We start from the raw sequence: 5256 nt of genomic DNA on the forward strand, positions 1-5256 counted from the left end.
GCCCGGGCCGCCGAGCCGGACGTGGCCGCCCGCGCCGCGGCGCTGCGCGAGCAGGTCGGCGACCGGCGGCTGATCGTGCGCATCGACCGCACCGAGCTGTCCAAGAACATCGTGCGCGGCCTGGCCGCCTACCGCGAGCTGCTCGCCAAGCATCCCGAATGGCACGGCCGGGTGGTGCACGTGGCGTTCGCCTACCCGTCGCGGCACGATCTGCCCGAGTACCGGGAGTACACCGCCGCCGTGCAGCGGATCGCCTCCGAGATCTCCGACGAGTTCGGCAACGGCACGTGGGACCCGCTGATTCTGCAGGTCAACGACGACTACCCGCGCTCGCTCGCGGCGTACGGCATGGCCGACGTGCTGCTGGTGAACCCCATCCGAGACGGCATGAACCTCGTGGCCAAGGAGGGACCGGCGCTGTCGAGGAACGGCTGCGCCCTCGTGCTGTCGGACCAGGCGGGCGCCGCCGACGAGATGTCCGACGACGCCATCATGGTGAACCCCTTCGACGTGTCGCAGACCGCGGAGGCGCTGCACCAGGCCCTGCTGATGCCGGCCGACGAACGCGCCGAGCGCTGCAAGCGCCTCGCCGCCGCCGCGACCGCCCTGCCGCCGCAGCGCTGGCTCGCCGACCAGCTCGACGCGCTCGGCTGAGGCGCGTCACTCCGTCCGCTGCGTGAGACTGAACCAGTTGCCCGAGTCGTCGCGCAGCACGGCCTCGATCCCGTACGGCCGTACGGCCGGCTCCTGGACGAAGACGACGCCGCGCGCGGACAGCTCCTCGTACGCCTTGCGGCAGTCGGGCGTCCCCAGCACTCCGGCGCCGAGCGCGCCCTTGGCGACCAGCTCCCGGATCTGCCCGGCGGTGCGCTCGTCGTGTCCCATGGCGCAGTCGGCCAGGACGACCTCGAAGCCGGGCTGGTCCGGCGGGCCGACGGTGAGCCAGCGGAAGCCCTGTCCGGCGCCCTCGAAGTCACCGCCCATCGTCACGTCGGTCCGCACCTCGAAGCCCAGCTTGCCGGTGTAGAACTCCTTGGCCCGGTCCTGGTCGAGGACGAAGTACGTCACATGAGAAACACGGCTGATCATCGGTACTCTCCCGTCGGCGATCGGTGGTCGTCCGACGAGCCTACGAACGTCCGGTGACCGGGGGCTTCTCCGGGATTGCTCCGGTCGGCAGCGGGCGGGACCAGGCCATGAGAAAGCAGCCGGGGATCGGCGGCCGCGCGCCGCGCTCCGCGTGCCGCCGCCGATACTCCGTGGGCGGGACGCCGACGAGCCCGGAGAACCGCGCGCTGAAGGATCCCAGGCTGGAGAAGCCCACCAGGTGGCAGATCTCGGTGACCGTGAGGTCGGCGGTGCGTAGAAGGTCCTGGGCGCGTTCGACGCGGCGCCGGGTGAGGTACGCGCCCGGCGTCTCTCCGTACGCCGCGCGGAAGGCGCGCGCGAAGTGATGGCGGGAGAATCCCGCCGCGCGGGCCATGGCGTCGAGGTCGAGCGGCTCGGCGAACCGCCGGTCGATCAGGTCGCGGGCGCGCCGCAGATGGGCGACGGCCGGGACCGGAACCGGCATCAGTTGTAGCCGTCGCCGAGAGACTGGCGGACCTGCTTGCGCGCCTCGTGGATCCGCGACTTCACCGTGCCCAGCGGAAGGTTGAGCTGCGTGGCGATCTCGGTGTACTCCAGCTGCGACACGTCGCGCAGCACCAGCGCCTCGATGAGGTCGGGCTTGCGGCGCTCCAGGTCCTCCATCGCGTCGAGGATGTCCACGCGCGAGCCGGCGATGACGCTCGTACGGCGCGGGTCCGGGCGCTGGTCGGGCAGCTCACCGGCCTGTTCCATCGAGCGGCGCTTGAGCGACCGGTAGGTCGAGCGCGCGGAGTTGGCCACCACGACGTGCAGCCACGTCGTGAAGCGCGACCGGCCCTCGAAGCGGTTGATGTTGCGCGCGACCTGCATCAGCGCGTCCTGGCACGCCTCTTCGGCGTCCTGGCGGCACGGAAGGAACCGCGAGCAGTGCCGGAGCACGTCCGGCTCGATCACCCGCAGCAGTGCCTCGAGAGCCTCCCGATCACCCCCGGCGGCCCTCCGCGCCAGTTCTTCGGTCCGCTCGTCGTACGCCATGACCCGTCCTCGCCCTCACCATCGCCCCGCATTGGGCATGATACGGGGGTGTCCATGCCTTCGGCCGTCGGCCGTTACCGAATCGATCGTGTTCTGGGATCGGGGGCCTTCGCCTCCGTGTGGCTTGCCCATGACGAGGTTCTCGATGCCCAGGTCGCGGTGAAGGTGCTGGCCGGCGGGCTCATCGACGACCTCGACGTGCGCAATCGCTTCCTGGAGGAGGCGAAGATACTGCGCCGTGCCGACTCCGAGCGGCTCGTGCGCGTGCACGACATCGGTGAACTCGCCGACGGGCGCCCCTACTTCGTCATGTCCTACGCCGACCTCGGCACCCTAGCGGACCGGATGCGCGACCGGAACCTGCCGGTGGCCGAGGCGCTCCGGCTGGCCGCCGAGGTCGCGCGGGGGGTCGAGGTGATCAACCGGCTCGGCGTCATCCACCGCGACCTCAAGCCCTCCAACGTGCTGTTCCAGTCGACCATGGACGGCGGCGAGCGGCTGCTGATCGCCGATCTCGGCCTCGCCAAGGCGCTCGCGCACGCCTCGGGCGCGTTCACCCTTCCGGTCGGGACGCCCGGGTACATGTCGCCCGAACAGGCGCGTTTCGGCGGCGGCCTCGACGTCCGCGCCGACGTGTACGGCCTGGGCGCGCTGACCTATCACCTCCTCACCGGCCGCACCCCCGGCACGGCGCCGGTCGCGGTGCCGCCGAGCGCGCTCCGGCCGGGCCTGCCACCGGCCGTCGACGACATCGTGATGCGGGCCTTGGAGGCCGACCGCGAGCGCCGCCTGCCCACCGCGCAGGCGATCGCCGCCGCGCTCGGCGTGCCGCTCTCGATGATGTCCGGCCAGGGTCAGGCGCCCGGCGCGGCCGATTTCGGCGGCCTGACGGGGGGCGACCCCACGATCTCCGGCGGACCGGAGTCCGACCACACCGTGGCCGACCCGTCGTTCCGCCACGGGGATCACGGTCCGCCGCCGGACGACGGGACCGTCCGGCTGCCACCGCCGCACGAGCGGACGGCGCAGAACCCACGGCCCTACGTGGAGAGCCCGGCGGACACGACACGCGTGGACCTGCCGGTGTACCGGCCGGAGACGGACGCCGCGCCCGTCCCCGAGGTGCGCGCCGGCGACACCCCCCGGGCCCGGCTGCTGATCGCCCTCGGCCTCGCGGCGGTCCTCGTGGTCTGCGGAGGCGGCGCGTACGGCATCGCCAAACTCACCGGCACCAAGGCCACCCCGTCCGCCGGCAAGGACCATGACACGCCCGGTGACGGCCTCGTGCCGGTCACCGACGCCACCGGGCGGCTGAGGCTTCGCGTGCCGCCGTCCTGGACGCCGCAGCGGAGCCCCAGCCACTGGCCCGTGCACGTCAGCGACGGCGCGACCGCCCCCGCGCTGCGTGCGACGCCGAACTACGGCCAGTTCGTACGCGACGACGTGCGGGTCCCCGGCGTGTTCGCCGGGCTGACCCACGACCTGAACGTCACGCTCCCGCCGGCGAGCCTCGGCGATCACTCCGCCAAGTGCACCCGCGGCACCTCCCACGCGTACCGTCACGGCTCGCTGAGCGGTCGGATCACCCCGTGGACCTGCGGCGACTCCATCACGGTCAACGAGGTCGGGCTGCGCGACTCCGGCGGCCGGTTCGCGATGTGGGTGCGGGTGAAGCTGACCGGGCCCCCGGACATCACCCGGACGATCCTCGACAGCATCCAGACCAAGGGCTGACCCTCCCCGGCCGCCCGGCCACCCGGATCGTCGCGTACGATATATCGGTAATAGCTCGGCCGGGAGAGGATCATGCGTAGACGATCGATGCACCGCGAGGAGCGCGCCGCGTTCGGCGGCTGGGGCCCCGGCTTCGGGCCGCGGGGACGGGGCGGCGGCCGCGGCGCGCGCCGTACGAAACGCGGCAACGTCCGCGCGGCGATCCTGGCACTGCTGGCCGAGCGCCCCATGCACGGCTACGAGATGATCCAGGAGCTGGAGAGCCGCACCGGCGGCCTGTGGCGGCCGAGCCCGGGCTCGGTCTACCCCACGCTCCAACTGCTCGAGGACGAGGGGCTGATCAGCGGCGAGCAGTCGTCGGGCAAGCGGCTGTTCTCCCTCGCCGATGCCGGGCGCACCGAGGCGGAGTCGCACCGGACGCCGCCCTGGGCCGAGATCACCGAGGACGCCGGCGAGGCGGCCACGCACTTCCACGACGCGATGGGCCGACTCATGATGGCGATCCGCCAGGTGATGCACGCGGGCAGCGAGGAGCAGAAGGCACGCGCGCTGGACGTGGTCAACGACGCGCGGCGGCGCCTGTACGGCATCCTCGCCGACGACGAGGACTGAGAGACCGCCCAGAGCGGGCGGCGCCCGGCGTTCTCGTCGCCGGGCGCACCGCCCGCCTTGTACGGCGAAGGCTCTCCGCGCTCACGCCACCGGCACGCCGAACGCGCCGAGTTCCTGACGCCGGACACGGTGGACGTTCAGGCGCAGCGGCTTGGGCGCGTTGGGCGTCTGGTACTGGAACGAGCTCCACACGGTGGCGCGGTTTCGCCGGCAGCCCGCTGTCAGAACAATTCGTTCGTGAGCGATTCGAGCAGACGGACGACGCCGGGCGGGCCGTCGACCACGATGTCGGCGCGGTCGGCCAGCGCGGTCACCTCGTCGGACCCGCTGCACACCTTGACCCCCGGCACGCCCTCCGCCCGCAACGCCTCGATCGCGTCGTAGGCGGCCAGGTCGCCGAGATCGTCGCCGGCGTAGAGGACGGCGACACTACCCAGCTCGGCGGCGAGCGCGCGCAGCGCGGCGCCCTTGTCCATGCCCGGCGGGCGGAGCTCGAGGACGAACCGTCCGGGCTCCATCACGAGGCCGGTGCGCTCGGCGAGTGCGGCGACGATGCCGCGCAGGCGTTCGAGGGCGACCTCCGGCTCGGCCGCGCGGCGGGTGTGCACGGCCAGCGCGTGGCCCTTGTCCTCGATCGCGACGCCCTCCGGGGCCGTCTCGATGAGGCGGGGCAACTTCCGCCGCGCCTCCTCGACGCCCGGCGGCGGCGCGGGCGTCTCCAGGACGTCGTCCTCCCAGCGCTCGCGGCCGTACTGGCCGAGGACGACGAGTCCTTCGACGCCGGAC

The 5256-nt window shown here is 72.8% G+C and carries 7 protein-coding genes; 3 read left to right on the plus strand and 4 right to left on the minus strand.

Features of this window, described 5'->3' with window-relative positions:
* The coding region (locus ACFFNX_RS41325; protein WP_378211642.1) for a trehalose-6-phosphate synthase at positions 1 to 654 on the plus strand (654 nt) is incomplete at its 5' end.
* Positions 655 to 660: 6 nt separating this feature from the next.
* On the opposite strand, the gene ACFFNX_RS41330 is transcribed toward ACFFNX_RS41325, so the two are convergent.
* From ACFFNX_RS41330 to ACFFNX_RS41340, 3 genes are read right to left on the minus strand one after another with little or no spacing between them, the layout of a single operon-like run.
* The gene (locus ACFFNX_RS41330; RefSeq protein ID WP_378211643.1) at positions 661 to 1089 is read right to left on the minus strand and encodes a VOC family protein; all 429 of its coding nucleotides are present in this window, start codon (positions 1087 to 1089) and stop codon (positions 661 to 663) included.
* A gap of 40 nt (positions 1090 to 1129) precedes the next feature.
* Positions 1130 to 1573 carry a helix-turn-helix domain-containing protein gene (locus tag ACFFNX_RS41335; protein WP_378211644.1) on the minus strand — a complete coding sequence of 148 codons (444 nt, stop codon included), beginning with the start codon at positions 1571 to 1573 and terminating at the stop codon, positions 1130 to 1132.
* Positions 1573 to 2124: an RNA polymerase sigma factor gene (locus ACFFNX_RS41340; RefSeq protein ID WP_378211645.1), complete on the minus strand. Its 552-nt coding sequence runs from the start codon at positions 2122 to 2124 to the stop codon at positions 1573 to 1575. The genes ACFFNX_RS41335 and ACFFNX_RS41340 overlap by 1 nt, the downstream gene beginning before the upstream one ends.
* A 117-nt stretch (positions 2125 to 2241) precedes the next feature.
* Between ACFFNX_RS41340 and ACFFNX_RS41345 the strand changes: the two genes are divergently transcribed.
* Complete coding sequence (locus ACFFNX_RS41345; RefSeq protein WP_446678552.1) at positions 2242 to 3858, plus strand: serine/threonine-protein kinase; 1617 nt, start codon at positions 2242 to 2244, stop codon at positions 3856 to 3858.
* Between the two features lie 72 nt (positions 3859 to 3930).
* On the plus strand, positions 3931 to 4470 hold the full coding sequence (locus ACFFNX_RS41350) for a PadR family transcriptional regulator (protein ID WP_378211646.1): 540 nt from the start codon (positions 3931 to 3933) through the stop codon (positions 4468 to 4470).
* Positions 4471 to 4691: 221 nt separating this feature from the next.
* Here the strand turns inward: ACFFNX_RS41350 and otsB are convergent.
* On the minus strand, positions 4692 to 5256 hold a 565-nt coding region (otsB, locus tag ACFFNX_RS41355; protein WP_378211647.1), incomplete at its 5' end, for a trehalose-phosphatase.

The organism is Actinoallomurus acaciae, from assembly GCF_042429965.1.
GTDB lineage: Bacteria > Actinomycetota > Actinomycetes > Streptosporangiales > Streptosporangiaceae > Actinoallomurus > Actinoallomurus acaciae.

Coding starts and splice junctions, on each gene's coding strand:
- ACFFNX_RS41340 (WP_378211645.1), bottom strand. CDS start 2,124: ATGGCGTACGACGAGCGGACCGAAGAACTGGCGCGGAGGGCCGCCGGG.
- ACFFNX_RS41335 (WP_378211644.1), bottom strand. CDS start 1,573: ATGCCGGTTCCGGTCCCGGCCGTCGCCCATCTGCGGCGCGCCCGCGAC.
- ACFFNX_RS41350 (WP_378211646.1), top strand. CDS start 3,931: ATGCGTAGACGATCGATGCACCGCGAGGAGCGCGCCGCGTTCGGCGGC.
- ACFFNX_RS41330 (WP_378211643.1), bottom strand. CDS start 1,089: ATGATCAGCCGTGTTTCTCATGTGACGTACTTCGTCCTCGACCAGGAC.